The following is a 13,021-nucleotide window of genomic DNA, read 5'->3' on the forward strand; positions in this document are numbered from 1 at the left end:
GCGCACTGATCGCCGGATCCACGACGACGGCCGCCACCCGGGAGGGCGGCGGCCGTCGTCGGTCGCGGGCTGGCGCCCTCAGCGCCGGCGGGCGCCGACCGCGAGCTCGGTCGTGCCGTAGCTGTCGTCGTCCGGGTTCAGCGTGACGCCGGGGGCGACGATCTCGTCGATGCGATCGAGCACGTCGTCGGTGAGCACGACGTCGGCCGCGGGGAGCTGCGACTCGAGCTGCTCCATCGTGCGCGGCCCGATGATCGCCGAGGTCACACCGGGGTGGCGGATGACGAACCCGATGGCCAGCTCGATCATCGTCAGCCCCGCCTCGTCGGCGAGGTCGGTCAACGCGGCGAGCGCCTCGAGCTTCTGCCCGTTGGCCGCCGTCGTCATGTCGAAGCGGGCGCCGGGGCGAGCCGAGGAGGCGGGGGTCGGCACCTTGCCGTCGCGCCACTTCCCCGAGAGCCAGCCGCCCGCGAGCGGGCTGTAGGTCAGCGTCCCCATGCCGTACCGCTGCGTGGTGGGGAGCACGTCGGACTCGATGCCGCGGACGAGCATCGAGTACGGCGGCTGCTCGGTGACGAAGCGCTCGAGGTGGCGGTCTCGGGAGACGACCTGCGCCTCCACGATCTCGCTGGCCGCGTACGACGACGAGCCGACGTAGAGGACCTTGCCCTGGCGGACCAGGTCGGTGAGGGCGCCGAGGGTCTCCTCGACGTCGGTCGTCGGGCTGGGGCGGTGCACCTGGTAGAGGTCGATGCGGTCGGTGCCGAGGCGGCGGAGCGACTCCTCGACCTCACGGACGATCCAGCGTCGCGATCCACCGGAGCGGTTGACGCCCTCGCCCATGGGCATGAAGAACTTCGTGGCGAGCACGACGTCGTCGCGGCGGCCTTGGATCGCCTTGCCGACGATCTCCTCCGAGCGGCCGGCGGAGTAGACGTCGGCGGTGTCGACGAAGTTGATCCCGGCGTCCAGGGCGCGGTTGATGATGCGGACGGAGTCGTCCTCGTCGTCGTTGCCCCAGGGGCCGAACATCATGGTGCCGAGGGCGAGCGGGCTGACCTGCACTCCCGTGCGGCCGAGCAGACGGTGTTCCATCGTTCCTCCTTGTGTCGTTCCTCCCATGCTGCGCCCCGGCCGCCGGAGCTCACGGGTACTGGTGGGACCTCTCAGACCCGGGAACCGCGTCGTAGCGTCGAGGCGCGGCTCACGACGGGGCGACCATCGCGCCTCGTGACAGCCGCCGAGACGAGGAGGACGACATGCAGATCGAACCCACCAGGCCGACGGTGAAGAACCCGCCGGAGCAGTTCGCCGGAGACGTGTGGCTGGACGCCATGGCCGTCCCGCACACCGACGACCAGCGCATGACCGTCGCGCTGGTCCGCTTCGCTCCCGGAGCGCGCACGGCGTGGCACTCCCACGCTCGCGGCCAGTACCTCCGGGTCACCTCCGGCGTCGCCCGGTTCGGCGACCGTGCCGGGAACATCCACGAGGTCCACCCCGGGCAGACGATCTACACGCCCCCTGGCGAGGAGCACTTCCACGCCGCGGGCGGCGACGGCTTCATGGAGCACATCGCCATGATCGAGGCAGGCGACGACCCGGCCACGACGACCACGTGGCTCGAGCACGTCTCCGACGCCGACCTCGAGGGCCGCGCGTGAGTCCCGCGGCGAGCGAGGCCGACCGGGCCGGACACGACGCCCTCTTCCTCGGTCGCACGTCAGATCTGGCCCGCACCGACCCGGAGTTCGTCGCCTTCTTCGACGACTTCGCCTTCGACGAGACCCTGCGGGCCGTCACCGGCGACCTCTCCCGGCCTGAACGGTCGATGTACCGGCTCGGTGCCGTCATCGCGGTCGGCGCCGTGACCGAATTCCGGGTGATGCTCGGAGCGGCTCTCGACGACGGCGTGACGCCCGTCCAGGTCAAGGAGATCGTCTACCAGGCGACCGCCTACGTCGGCGTCGCCCGGGTCGTCGACTTCCTCCACGCGACCAACGAGGTGCTCACCGACCGGGGCGTCGCTCTGCCGCTGGACGGCCGGTCGACGACCACGCCCGAGACGCGCGGCATCGCCGGTCTGGCGAAGCAGAAGGAGATCGTCGGGGCCGACGCCGTCGACGGCATGTACGCGAACGCTCCCGCAGACGCCCGGCGGTTCCAGGAGTTCCTGTCGGGGAACTGCTTCGGCGACTACTACACGCGCGATGGCCTCGACGTGAAGCAGCGGGAGCTGCTGACGTTCTCGATCCTGGTCGCCCTGGGAGGCGCCGACGGGCAGGTCGAGGGCCACGTGAAGGCGAACCTGAACGTCGGGAGCACCCGGGCTCAGCTGCTCGACGTCCTCACCGTGCTGCTGCCGTTCGTCGGGTACCCGAGGACGCTCAACGGCCTCGCCGCCGTGAACGAGGTCGCCCCACCCGAGTGACCCGGAGCGACGAAGGAGGCGCGGTGCCGGTCCGACCGACGCCGCGCCTCCTTCCTGTCGTCGCTACGGTCCCGAACTCGTGCGACGAAAGCGGGTTCGGCCCCCACCGCATGGACCGTCGCTTGCCTCGTCATGTAACGACTGAATGACAAGTCTTCTAACAGACCGACCGGTCTGCGAGCATGACCGAACAATCACGTTCGGAACGGGGAGACATGAGAACTGCATCACGGAACATCAGCGGGATAGCCATCACAGCTTTGGGGGCAGGTCTGCTTATGGCCTTCGGCTCGCCGGCCCTCGCGAGTGAGCCGTCCGACACCGGGAGGCCCCTCGTGGACACAGGAATTCCGGCCATCTCCGATGGCATTCCGTCTAAGTCCGTTTCGAGCGTGCCACTTCCTGAGAACGGCACGGGCATTCCGGCCGAAGCGTATGGGGAGATAGCTCGAGCGGAGGAAGCTCTGGGCTCGGCGTTCAACGCCTCGGAGTGGCTCGAGTCGGAACGTCACCTGGTCCTTCATCTCAACGAGCCAGTCGATCAAGAGACCATGGGCGCCATCACCGAAGCGGTCTCCACCGTGGACGTCGTTTTCGTCGAGAATGATTACGACCGTGCCGAGCTTTCGGACATGGCGTGGGCCCTCGCCTCGTCGGGAACCTCCGTTGCTGGTCGGACCATCGTGTCGGCAGGACCCAACAGGGACTCGTCTGGGCTCTCCATCACTCTTGACGAGTCATCAGGGTCCCCCAACGCGAGACAGGCTCTTCCTGACGAAATCGATGGCGTTCCCGTGGAGATCGAAGTCGCTCCGGCACCTGTCAGCACCAGCCGCGACTACGACCCTCAGCCGCCCCATTGGGGCGGCGCGAAGATGTCGAGGCCCACCACCCCTGGTCGCGTCATGTCGTGCACGACCGGGTTCGGCGTCGGAACGATGAACGGGTCGACCCTGCAGACCGAGATGATCACCGCGCACCACTGTGGCGCCGCAGGCACGACATGGCGCACGGGCAACTACAGCGACAGCCCGTTCCTTGGCACGATGCGCGACACGAAGGCGCTCGGTGCTGACATTCAACGGCTCAGTGGATCTTCGTTCCAAGGAGTCGTCTACACCGGGCCCAACGGCAGCAGTGCAGCCAGCTACGTCAATGGGGCCGTGCGACCCATTCTCGGAGACTCCTACTGCATCTCAGGGGCCCGTAGCGGTCTCGTCTGCCGCAACATCGTCACGAGCATGAACCAAAGCATCTGCTACCCGGCGGACCTTGTCTGCTACACCGGACAGGTCTATACGAACCAGGAAAGCCGTGTGCCGGCAGCCGGCCAAGGCGACTCAGGCGGACCCGCGTTCGCGACCTCCTCAGGGGCTACTGCCGGCATCTACGCCTCCGGGATCATCAGCGGCATCTTCGGAAACAGCACCGTCTGCACGGCCGAACAAGACGGACGACTGTGCAGCTTCCAGGTGATCCTCGCCCCAGTCAGCTCGTTCTTCGCCGACAACCCCAACTACGGGATCCTGGTCAGCCAGCCGGGCTCCTAGGCGGCAACAGCGCTGAAGCTCCGAAGCAAGAAACCGACGACTACGAGGAGCACGAGGCCCAGCGCAACCCAGCCGAATATGCGCCAACCGAGTCGTTTCACATCTCGACCATAGCTAACCAGTCCATGCGTGCCGCCGACTCACCGTCGGCGGCACGCATTTTGCTTACCCTCGACTCGGACTGGCATCAGCTTGCAGTCCCGCATGCCGTGACCCAGTAGCTACGCCATACGCCTACGTGAGCCGGTTCCGAAGATCGGCGCATCGGCTGCGGCGTGGAGTAAGGCAGAGAGACAATCGCCCAGCAGCCTGACTGAACCGCCATCGTCGGCTGAGCCGGCCGAACGGCAACATGCGTGCAACTGGGGAGCATACGTCCGACGGCCCCTAGTGACGCGGAGTGCGCCACGCAGACGTCAGTTGCGTTTGAACCAAAACCGCCGCGAGGGGCACACGAAAAATGCCCTCAAACACGCATGAATAAAGGCGGCTCGCTTCCAAGAGACTGGAAGCGAACCGCCTAAAAGGCTGGATCAGCCTATGGCGGTACCGGTGGGATTTGAACCCACGGTGGAGTTAACCCCCACACATGTTTTCGAGACATGATCCTTCGGCCGCTCGGACACGGTACCGAGAGCGAGTGTAATACACGACGAGGGCTGTGTCGAAATCGGCGTACATTCGCGGCATGCCCTCCCGCACCACTCTCGCCTTCCTATCGGGCGTCGGCACGACCCTCGCCGGCGCCGGCGGTGTCTTCGCGCTCTACCGGCACTTCGCCGGGCAGCAGCGCGCCGCCGCGAGCGACCTCAACTCGAAGCTGCCGGTCCACTCGGCCTGGTGGCGCGCTCGCGTCGACAAGAAGGGCGCCCTGCTCTACGTCGCCCTCGGCGACTCGGCCGCCCAGGGCATCGGCGCCTCGAACCCCGCCCGCAGCTACGTCGGCCGACTCTCGGCCGCCATCCGGCACGCCACCCACTCGTCGCTCCGCATGGTCAACCTCAGCGTCAGCGGGTCGACCACCTGGCTCTGCCGTAAGGACCAGGTGCCCAAGCTCGCCGACTATGAACCCGACATCGTCACGGTCGCCATCGGCGCCAACGACATCATCGACTTCACGGCCGAGTCGTTCGAGAAGAACATCCGCGCCATCTACAGCGCCCTCCCGAGCCACGCCATCGTCGCCGACCTGCCCGCCATGTGGCTGCCCGACCGCGAGCGCAAGGTCGCCGAGGCCAACGCCATCGTCCGCCGCGTCGCCGGGGAGCTCGGCCTCATCGTCGCCCCGCTCTACGACACGACCCGCCGCCAGGGCCTCGTCCGCACCTTCCGCAACTCCGCCGGAGACCTCTTCCACCCCAACGACCGCGGCTACCGCGTCTGGGCCTCGGCCTTCGAACCGGCCGTCACGGCCCGCCTCACCCAGCTCGCCGCCGACCGCACCTGACCTGCCGCCGTCCGAACCTCCGCATGAGCAGAACACCCCTCCTGGCGAGGTGCTCTGCTCACACCGAGGTTCCTCCTCGACGCCCTCCACAGCCCGCCGAGGAGGCGCGGTCACTGTCGGTGGCCCCACCTAGGCTGTCCGCATGGCACGCCCCGCATCCCCACCCTTCCGCTGCACCGAATGCGGGTGGACATCGCTCAAGTGGGCCGGCCGCTGCGGTGAATGCCAGCGCTGGGGAACGGTCGTCGACGTCACCTCGACCCTGGTCAGCGCCCGCGGCACCGCGGCCGTCAGCGTCGGCGCCGATCGCGTCGCCCGCCCCATCACGGAGGTCGAGGCGACCAGCGTCGCCTCCTGGCCGAGCGGCATCGGCGAGTTCGACCGCGTGCTCGGCGGCGGCATCGTCCCCGGCGCGGCCATCCTGCTGAGCGGCGAGCCCGGCGTCGGCAAGTCGACCCTGCTGCTCGAGGTCGCCTCCCGGGCCGCCGCCACCGGCGCCCGCGTGCTCTACGTCACCGCTGAAGAGAGCGCCTCGCAGGTGCGCCTCCGCGCCGAGCGCACCAACGCCCTGCACCCCAACCTCTACCTCGCCGCCGAGGTCGACCTCGCCGTCATCCTCGGCCAGATCGACCAGGTCGACCCGCAGCTCGTCATCGTCGACTCGGTGCAGACCGTCTCGTCGTCGACCATCGACGGCATCTCGGGCGGCACCTCGCAGGTGCGCGAGGTCGCCTCCACCCTCATCCGCGTCAGCAAAGACCGCAACCTGCCCGTGCTGCTGGTGGGGCACGTGACGAAAGACGGCACGATCGCCGGCCCGCGCCTCCTCGAGCACCTCGTCGACGTCGTCTGCCAGTTCGAAGGCGACCGGCAGACCGCCCTCCGCTTCATCCGCGCCCACAAGAACCGCTTCGGCCCCACCGACGAGGTCGGCTGCTTCGAGATGACCGGCGACGGCATCGCCGAGGTCGCCGATCCCAGCGGCCTCTTCATGTCTCGCACCGGCGCACCCGTCAGCGGCACCTGCATCACCGTCGCCATGGAAGGCCGCCGCGCCCTCCCCGTCGAGGTCCAGGCGCTCATCGTCGCCAGCTCCGCACCGCAGCCCCGACGCGTCGTCAACGGCGTCGACTCGTCCCGCGTCGCCATGCTGCTCGCCGTGCTCGAACGCCGCGCCGGCATCAAGCTCGGCGACGCCGACGTCTACGTCTCCACCGTCGGCGGCATCAAGCTCACCGAACCCGGCGCCGACCTCGCCATCGCGCTCGCCCTCGCCAGCGCCAGCCGCGACGTCTCGTTCCCGCACACCATGGCCGCCGTCGGCGAGATCAGCCTCGCCGGCGAGATCCGCCCCGTCTCCTCCGCCAAGCAGCGCGCCTCCGAAGCCCGCCGCCTCGGGTTCAGCCATCTCGTCGACTCCGAAGCCACGCACCTCCGCGAGGCCCTCCGCCGCGCCTTCAGGATCGCCAGCAGCCCCCGCGATCGCGAACTCGACGCCGCGTTCTGAGACGGAGCAGAGCACCACGACGCCTCCGCGGGCACGTGCGGCCCACGGTGCGGCAGCCCCCGGAGCAGCGTCGATCCGCTCGAACCACAGCGACAGCCGCAGCCGCGACCGCTACACGCGTACTCGCTACCGCAGCGCCTTGAGCAGATCCTCCGGCGTCGCCGCCATCGTGTGCGGCCCCGCGATGTCGAAGAACACCTGCTCGAGCACGTCCAGGTGCACCTCCAGGAACGCCCGCAACGCCGACGAGTCGTACAGCATCACCTGACGGTTCGTGTCGTTCGGCACCATCGCCGCATACGCGTCGTCCGACGAGAACAGCAGCAGGATCCGCTTGTCGGTGTTCTCCCGTCCGAACACCCGCACCTGCTCGGCCGCGCCGAACGCCTCACCGTCACCGGCGTCAGCAGCGTCACCGGCGGCACCGGCGTCAGCACCCTGAGCACCCTCGGCGCCGGCCACCAGCTTCGGCACGACGACCACGTCATGGCGCAGCGCGAACGCGACGGCGGCGACGTCCTGGCTGGCCAGGGCCAGCTCCAACGCCTCGGAACGGGGGGAAGCAGCTTCGGTCATCGCTCAGTTCAGGATCATGGGGGCGGTGTCGGTCGACGTGATGTCGCCGACGGAGACGGTCAGACGGTAGGTGGCTCCCCCGGCCGGCACGGGCTCGCGCGACTCGCTGTCGCACGTGTCGGTCGACGACCGGGTGCGGTCCCACGCGATCGCGGGGGTCTCGAGGGTCTGACCCGCGGTGAGGGTGACGTCCTGGTCGGTGCCGTTGACCTGGCAGTCCTTCGACGACCAGTACTGCTCCTCGCCGCTCGACACGACGAGCTTCTGCTGGTTCGAGCCCAGGTCGATCACGCAGTCGGCGCCGCCGGTGTTCGTGATCGACATCGCGATCTGGGGCAGCTCGGTCGACGCGTAGCTCGACTTGTCGAGGATCGGCTTCAGCTCGATGTCGCCCGCCGCGCAGGTCGGACCGGCCGCGGCGGCCGCGTCGTCGGCGGGCTCGTTCGTGGCGTCCGCAGCCGGGGCGGTCTCGGTCGACGCCGGAGCGGGCTCGGCGCTCGGCGAGGCTGCTCCGTCGGCGGCCGGAGCACTCGACGTCGGCGCCGTCGCGGCCTCGCCGCTGCCCGAACCGGGACGCACGACGATCAGCACGATGATCACGATCACGGCGATGAGCCCGAGGGCCAGGACCGCGCGTCGACGCCAGTACACCGAGGGCGGCTGCGGCCCGGTCGGATTCTTGAACGTCGACATGCGCACAGGTTAAGGCCCGGTCACCCCGCCTGCCCGGCACGGGAGCGGCGTGTGCGCTGAGAATCAGCCGAGGACGGCCGGCAGCGCCTTGAGCATGCGCGAGTTGCCGAGGGTGTTCGGCTTCACCCGGGCCAGGTCGAGGAACTCGGCCACGCCCTCGTCGGTGGAGCGGACGAGCTCGCCGTAGACGTCGGGAGGCACGAGCCCCTCGTCGCCGACGTTGAGGTACCCGTGCTTCTCGAAGAAGTCGACCTCGAAGGTGAGGCAGAACAGCCGCCCGATCTCGAGCCGGCGGGCGGCGTCTTCGAGGGCCTCGAGGAGGCGGTGGCCCACTCCCTTGCGGATCCATGCGGCGTCGAGGGCGAGCGTGCGCACCTCGGCCAGGTCGTCCCACATGACGTGCAGCGCGCCGCAGCCGATGGGCGTGCCGTCGGGACCGACGGCGATCTGGAACTCCTGCACGTCGCCGTAGAGCGTGACGAGGTCCTTGCCGAGCAGGATCCGCTTCTGCACGAACGGCTCGCAGAGCCGCTGGATGTGCGGCACGTCGCTGACCACCGCGTTCCGCACCGTGATGCCGTGCCGGTCGGCCGCGTCTGCCATGGAGCTCCTGTCGTGACGAGGACCCGAGGAGGCGCGGGTCGCCATCAACCCTACCGATGCGGTCGCGAGGTCCGCCCGGTACGCCGAAGGGCGGCCTTCTCGTGGAAGGCCGCCCTGGGCTGGGGAGGCGACTCGCGCCTCCTCGGTGTGGATCCGGTCGATCAGCCCTCGATCTCGGGGACGTCGCCGACGAGGACCTCGTCGCGGCCGGGCTGGCGCGACGTCTCGAAGGTGAACACGCCGTCGACGTAGTCGATCGAGACGTGGTCGCCCGCGGTCAGGTCGCCGGTCAGGATGCGCTCCGACAGGCGGTCCTCCACCTCGTGCTGGATCGCACGACGCAGCGGACGAGCACCGAGTGACGGGTCGAAGCCGATCTTGATGAGCTGCTCCTTGGCGGGCAGCGTCAGGACGGCCGTCATGTCGCGGTCGAGCAGGCGGTCCGAGAGGCGCTTCACGAACAGATCGACGATCTGCAGCAGCTCGGGCTGGCTCAGCTGCGGGAAGACGATGGTGTCGTCGACGCGGTTGAGGAACTCGGGCTTGAAGTGCTTCTTGAGCTCCTCGTTGACCTTGGCGCGCATGCGGTCGTAACCGGTGGCGGTGTCGCCCTCGATCTGGAAGCCCACCGGGCCGCCGGCGATGCCCTTCGAACCGAGGTTGGTCGTCATGATGATGACCGTGTTCTTGAAGTCGACGACGCGACCCTGACCGTCGGTCAGACGACCCTCCTCGAGCACCTGCAGCAGCGAGTTGAAGATATCGGGGTGGGCCTTCTCGATCTCGTCGAACAGCACCACGGAGAACGGCTTGCGGCGGACCTTTTCGGTCAGCTGGCCGCCCTCCTCGAATCCGACGAACCCGGGAGGGGCGCCGAACAGACGCGAGACGGTGTGCTTCTCGCCGTACTCCGACATGTCGAGCGAGATGAGCGCGCCCTCGTCGTCGAACAGGAACTCGGCGAGCGCCTTGGCCAGCTCGGTCTTGCCGACACCCGTGGGCCCGGCGAAGATGAAGGATCCGGAGGGGCGGTTCGGGTCCTTCAGACCGGCCCGCGTGCGGCGGATGGTCTTCGAGAGGGCCGCGATGGCCTCCTCCTGACCGATGACGCGCTGGTGCAGGGCCTTCTCCATGAAGACGAGACGCGAGGTCTCCTCCTCGGTGAGCTTGAAGACGGGGATGCCGGTGGCCTGTGCGAGCACCTCGGCGATGATGCCCTCGTCGACGGTCCCGCCGGCTCCGGCCTCGCCTGAACGCCACTGCTTCTCGAGGCGGAGACGCTCGCCGAGCAGCTTCTTCTCCTCGTCGCGCAGCGAGGCGGCCTTCTCGAAGTCCTGGTCCTCGATCGCGCCCTCCTTCTGGCCGCGGACGCCGGCGATGCGCTCGTCGAACTCGCGCAGCTCAGGCGGTGCGGACAGGATCGACAGACGCAGGCGGGCGCCGGCCTCGTCGATCAGGTCGATCGCCTTGTCGGGGAGGAAGCGGTCGCTCACGTAGCGGTCGGCGAGGTTCGCCGCCGCGACGATGGCGCCGTCGGTGATCGAGACCTTGTGGAACGCCTCGTACTTGTCGCGCAGCCCCTTGAGGATGTTGATCGCGTGGGGCAGCGAGGGCTCGTGCACCTGCACGGGCTGGAAGCGGCGCTCGAGCGCGGCGTCCTTCTCGAAGTGCTTGCGGTACTCGTCGAGCGTGGTCGCGCCGATGGTCTGCAGCTCGCCTCGGGCGAGCAGCGGCTTGAGGATCGACGCGGCGTCGATGGCGCCCTCGGCGGCACCCGCACCGACGAGGGTGTGGATCTCGTCGATGAAGACGATGATGTCGCCGCGGGTGCGGATCTCCTTGGTGACCTTCTTCAGGCGCTCCTCGAAGTCACCGCGGTAGCGGCTCCCGGCGATGAGCGAGCCGAGGTCGAGCGAGTAGAGCTGCTTGTCCTTCAGGGTCTCGGGGACCTCGCCCTTGACGATGGCCTGGGCCAGGCCCTCGACGACCGCGGTCTTGCCGACGCCGGGCTCGCCGATCAGCACGGGGTTGTTCTTCGACCGGCGGGAGAGGATCTGCATGACCCGCTCCATCTCCTTCTCACGGCCGATGACCGGGTCGAGCTTGTTGTCGCGCGCCGCCTGCGTCAGGTTCCGACCGAACTGGTCGAGCACCTGGCTGCCGCCCTGCGCACCCTGAGTTGCTTCGCCACCCACGGCCACCGCCTCCTTGCCCTGATAGCCGGAGAGGAGCTGGATGACCTGCTGGCGGACCCTGTTCAGGTCGGCGCCGAGCTTCACGAGCACCTGGGCGGCGACTCCTTCACCCTCGCGGATGAGGCCGAGCAGGATGTGCTCGGTGCCGATGTAGTTGTGGCCGAGCTGCAGCGCTTCGCGCAGGCTCAGCTCGAGGACCTTCTTCGCACGGGGCGTGAAGGGGATGTGACCGGTGGGCTGCTGCTGGCCCTGGCCGATGATGTCCTGGACCTGCTCGCGCACGGCGTCGAGCGAGATGCCCAGAGACTCGAGGGCCTTGGCGGCGACGCCTTCGCCCTCGTGGATGAGGCCGAGCAGGATGTGCTCGGTACCGATGTAGTTGTGGTTGAGCATCTTCGCCTCTTCTTGGGCGAGGACGACGACGCGACGGGCACGGTCGGTGAATCTCTCGAACATCTTCTTTGCTCCCTTGGTGACGGGGTGGGAGTGTCGCCACCGATACGCAATCGGTGCCCGCAGGGGGTGGCACCGGTTTACACAGAGAGTAACCACGCGGGCCTGCTTAATCAGCCCCTGTTCGCTGGGGGCATAGAGCGGTGCCGGGGCGGGCTGACAGGGGTAGCGGATAGCCTCGCGTCCATGGGCACCTTCACCGTCGGGCTCGTCCCGCACCCCACCAAGTCGGTCCTCGACAGCGTCGAGATCCTCCGTGGCTGGACGACCCGGTCGCAGGCGCACCTGCTCGCCATGACGGCCGACGCGGCCCGGGTCGGCGAGGGCGTCGAGCTGGTCGACGAGCGCACGTTCCGCGATCGCGTCACGGTCGTCGTCGCGCTCGGCGGCGACGGCACCATGCTCGGCGCGATGCGCCTCGTGGCCGAGCGGCCCGTCCCGGTGCTGGGCGTCAACTACGGCAACGTCGGGTTCCTGGTCGAGGTCGAGCCGCGCGACCTGCCCGAGGCGCTCGACCGCATCGGCGAGAAGGAGTTCTCGCTCGAGGCGCACCACGCGCTCGAGGTCACGCACACCTCGTCGGGCTTCGAGAACACCTACCTCGCCTTCAACGACGCGTCGGTGGCCCGCCGCCCGGGCGAGGGCGTCGTCACCGCCGACCTCGTGCTCGACGACACCCCCTACGGCTTCTACAAGGCCGACGCCATCGTCGCCTCGACCCCCGCGGGCTCCACGGCCTACAACTACGCCGCCGGCGGGCCGATCCTGTCGCCGGCCGTCGCGGCCGTCGTCGTCACCCCGGTGGCGCCCATGTCGGGCATCGACCGCTCGGTGGTGCTCGGCCCGAGCGAGCTGCTCCGTTTCGAGATCGGCGACGGCACGCACTCGGCCGCCCTCGAGGTCGACGGGCGCGTCGTCGGCGACGTCAGCGCCGGGTGCGTGGTCGCGCTGACCCTGCGTCGCGACGCCGGTCAGGTCATCCGACTCGATGCCGATCGGCACGGCCGCAAGGGGCGCCTCAAGCTCAGCCTGCTCGACCTGCCGCTGCGCGAGGACCAGCTGCTCGAGCTCGTGCCGAGCGACGTCCGAGCGCGCTTCCGCGAACGCGCCGAGCGCGCCCACGGCATCGCCGGCATCGCGCACGACGACGACACCGCCGTCACCGGGATCAGCCCCGTGCGCTGACGCGCCTCGCTCGCGCTCGCGTGGCGTGGCGTCGCGTCGCGTCGCGTCGCGTGGACGATCGACTGGTCAGAAGATGCTCTTCGTGCGCTCGGGAAGAGCATCTTCCGACCACTCGACGAGGCCCGAAGGCCGCGAGAGTCGATCGAGCGACGAACCTTGAGCGCCGAGCCCCGAGCGCGCCCCTCCCGTTCGCGTCGCGTCGCGTCGCGTCGACGATCGACTGGTCAGAAGATGCTCTTCGTGCGCTCGGGAAGAGCATCTTCCGACCACTCGACGAGGCCCGAAGGCCGCGAGAGTCGATCGAGCGACGAACGTTGAGCGTGCCCCGCGCTCCCGCTCCCGCTCGCGTCGAGCATCGCATTGCGCCGCGTCGCGTGGACG

General features: G+C 69.0%; 11 protein-coding genes and 1 tRNA gene. 6 read left to right on the forward strand and 6 right to left on the reverse strand.

The window, feature by feature from the left end:
• Nucleotides 1-78: 78 nt before the first annotated feature.
• On the reverse strand, nucleotides 79-1,095 hold the full coding sequence (locus tag FFA01_RS06535; RefSeq protein WP_146854211.1) for an aldo/keto reductase: 1,017 nt from the start codon (nucleotides 1,093-1,095) through the stop codon (nucleotides 79-81).
• Nucleotides 1,096-1,259: 164 nt separating this feature from the next.
• Here FFA01_RS06535 and FFA01_RS06540 point away from each other — a divergent pair, with 164 nt between their 5' ends.
• From FFA01_RS06540 to FFA01_RS06550, 3 genes are all read left to right on the forward strand, one after another.
• The gene (locus FFA01_RS06540; protein ID WP_146854214.1) at nucleotides 1,260-1,664 is read left to right on the forward strand and encodes a cupin domain-containing protein; all 405 of its coding nucleotides are present in this window, start codon (nucleotides 1,260-1,262) and stop codon (nucleotides 1,662-1,664) included.
• Complete coding sequence (locus FFA01_RS06545; RefSeq protein ID WP_146854216.1) at nucleotides 1,661-2,431, forward strand: carboxymuconolactone decarboxylase family protein; 771 nt, start codon at nucleotides 1,661-1,663, stop codon at nucleotides 2,429-2,431. The genes FFA01_RS06540 and FFA01_RS06545 overlap by 4 nt, the downstream gene beginning before the upstream one ends.
• Before the next feature lie 335 nt (nucleotides 2,432-2,766).
• Nucleotides 2,767-3,981, forward strand: coding sequence for a chymotrypsin family serine protease (locus tag FFA01_RS06550; protein ID WP_146854218.1), 1,215 nt, complete (start codon nucleotides 2,767-2,769; stop codon nucleotides 3,979-3,981).
• A 541-nt stretch (nucleotides 3,982-4,522) separates the two neighbouring features.
• On the opposite strand, the gene FFA01_RS06555 is transcribed toward FFA01_RS06550, so the two are convergent.
• Nucleotides 4,523-4,613: transfer RNA gene (locus FFA01_RS06555), tRNA-Ser, on the reverse strand.
• 56 nt (nucleotides 4,614-4,669) lie between these two features.
• On the opposite strand from FFA01_RS06555, the gene FFA01_RS06560 reads away from it, so the two are divergent.
• Together FFA01_RS06560 and radA are read left to right on the forward strand one after the other, a co-directional pair.
• Complete coding sequence (locus FFA01_RS06560; RefSeq protein ID WP_146854220.1) at nucleotides 4,670-5,428, forward strand: SGNH/GDSL hydrolase family protein; 759 nt, start codon at nucleotides 4,670-4,672, stop codon at nucleotides 5,426-5,428.
• Nucleotides 5,429-5,570: 142 nt separating this feature from the next.
• The gene (gene radA, locus FFA01_RS06565) at nucleotides 5,571-6,935 is read left to right on the forward strand and encodes a DNA repair protein RadA (RefSeq protein ID WP_146854222.1); all 1,365 of its coding nucleotides are present in this window, start codon (nucleotides 5,571-5,573) and stop codon (nucleotides 6,933-6,935) included.
• A gap of 126 nt (nucleotides 6,936-7,061) precedes the next feature.
• On the opposite strand, the gene FFA01_RS06570 is transcribed toward radA, so the two are convergent.
• The 4 genes from FFA01_RS06570 to FFA01_RS06585 form a co-directional block, all read right to left on the reverse strand.
• Nucleotides 7,062-7,478, reverse strand: coding sequence for a dehydrogenase (locus tag FFA01_RS06570; protein ID WP_244289728.1), 417 nt, complete (start codon nucleotides 7,476-7,478; stop codon nucleotides 7,062-7,064).
• Between the two features lie 36 nt (nucleotides 7,479-7,514).
• Nucleotides 7,515-8,204 (reverse strand): DUF3597 domain-containing protein, encoded by a 690-nt coding sequence (locus FFA01_RS06575; protein WP_146854227.1) that lies wholly within the window; start codon nucleotides 8,202-8,204, stop codon nucleotides 7,515-7,517.
• 63 nt (nucleotides 8,205-8,267) lie between these two features.
• Nucleotides 8,268-8,807, reverse strand: a complete 540-nt coding sequence (locus FFA01_RS06580; protein WP_146854229.1) for an amino-acid N-acetyltransferase — start codon at nucleotides 8,805-8,807, stop codon at nucleotides 8,268-8,270.
• 161 nt (nucleotides 8,808-8,968) lie between these two features.
• A complete protein-coding gene (locus tag FFA01_RS06585; protein ID WP_146854231.1) occupies nucleotides 8,969-11,458 on the reverse strand; it encodes an ATP-dependent Clp protease ATP-binding subunit in 2,490 nt (829 codons plus the stop codon).
• Between the two features lie 183 nt (nucleotides 11,459-11,641).
• Between FFA01_RS06585 and FFA01_RS06590 the strand changes: the two genes are divergently transcribed.
• Nucleotides 11,642-12,640 carry an NAD(+)/NADH kinase gene (locus FFA01_RS06590; protein ID WP_146854233.1) on the forward strand — a complete coding sequence of 333 codons (999 nt, stop codon included), beginning with the start codon at nucleotides 11,642-11,644 and terminating at the stop codon, nucleotides 12,638-12,640.
• The last annotated feature ends 381 nt before the right edge of the window (nucleotides 12,641-13,021 follow it).

Origin of the sequence: Frigoribacterium faeni (assembly GCF_007988805.1) — a bacterium.
GTDB lineage: Bacteria > Actinomycetota > Actinomycetes > Actinomycetales > Microbacteriaceae > Frigoribacterium > Frigoribacterium faeni.